This window comes from Pseudomonas crudilactis (assembly GCF_013433315.1).
Classification (GTDB): domain Bacteria; phylum Pseudomonadota; class Gammaproteobacteria; order Pseudomonadales; family Pseudomonadaceae; genus Aquipseudomonas; species Aquipseudomonas crudilactis.
In genome coordinates, this window is the sequence record NZ_WXVV01000051.1 from 1 (window position 1) to 944 (window position 944).

Below are 944 nucleotides of genomic sequence, written 5' to 3' on the forward strand. Positions count from 1 at the left end.
ATTTACTGCGTGCAGTACGACGAGTCGGACCTGGATTTCATCCAGCGCCTGTGCGAGGAGGAGGGGATTCACTACCACTTCCAGCACACTTCCAGCGGCCACAAGCTGACCTTCGGCGATGACCAAACGGTGTTCCCGAAACTCGCGCCAGTGGCCTATCAGCAGGACTCCGGACTGGTTGCCGACAAACCGGTGGTCAAGCGTTTCGGCCTGCGCTTGGCCACCCGCACCAGCCGCACCACGCGCCGTGATTACGACTTCGTCAAACCGAAGATCGAGCTCGAAAGCGATGCCAAAAGCAGCGCGCAACCGGACCTCGAAGACTACGATTACCCGGGCCGTTTCGTCGATCGCGAGCGCGGCAAACACCTGGCCAATCGCGCGCTCGAACGTCACCGCAGTGACTACCGTCTGGCCGAGGGCAACAGCGATCAGCCGATCCTGGTCAGCGGACATTTCCTCGCCCTGACCGAGCACGCCAACCCGACCTGGAACGACCTGTGGCTGCTCACCGAAATCTTCCACGAAGGCAAGCAGCCGCAGGTGCTCGAAGAGTCGGTGACCAGCGACACCACCGACAACAAAGACGATTTCCACCAAGGCTATCGCAACCGCTTCAGCGCCATCCCGTGGGACGTGCCGTATCGTCCGCCGCTCGATCACCCGAAACCAAAAGTCCTCGGCACACAAAGCGCGGTGGTTTGCGGCCCTGAAGGCGAAGAGATTTATTGCGACCAGTACGGCCGGGTGAAGGTGCAGTTCTTCTGGGACCGCGAAGGCAAGCACGACGACATGACCAGTTGCTGGATGCGTGTCGCGTCGAGCTGGGCTGCGGAAACCTTTGGCTCGATCAACATTCCGCGGGTCGGCATGGAGGTGCTGATCACCTTCCTTGAAGGCGATCCCGATCAGCCGCTGATCACGGGTTGCCTGTACCACGGCGC

General features: G+C 61.0%; 1 protein-coding gene. It reads left to right on the forward strand.

The genetic code is table 11. From position 1 onward, the window contains the following. The coding region (gene tssI / locus GTU76_RS29725; RefSeq protein ID WP_180700257.1) for a type VI secretion system tip protein TssI/VgrG at positions 1-944 on the forward strand (944 nt) is incomplete at both ends.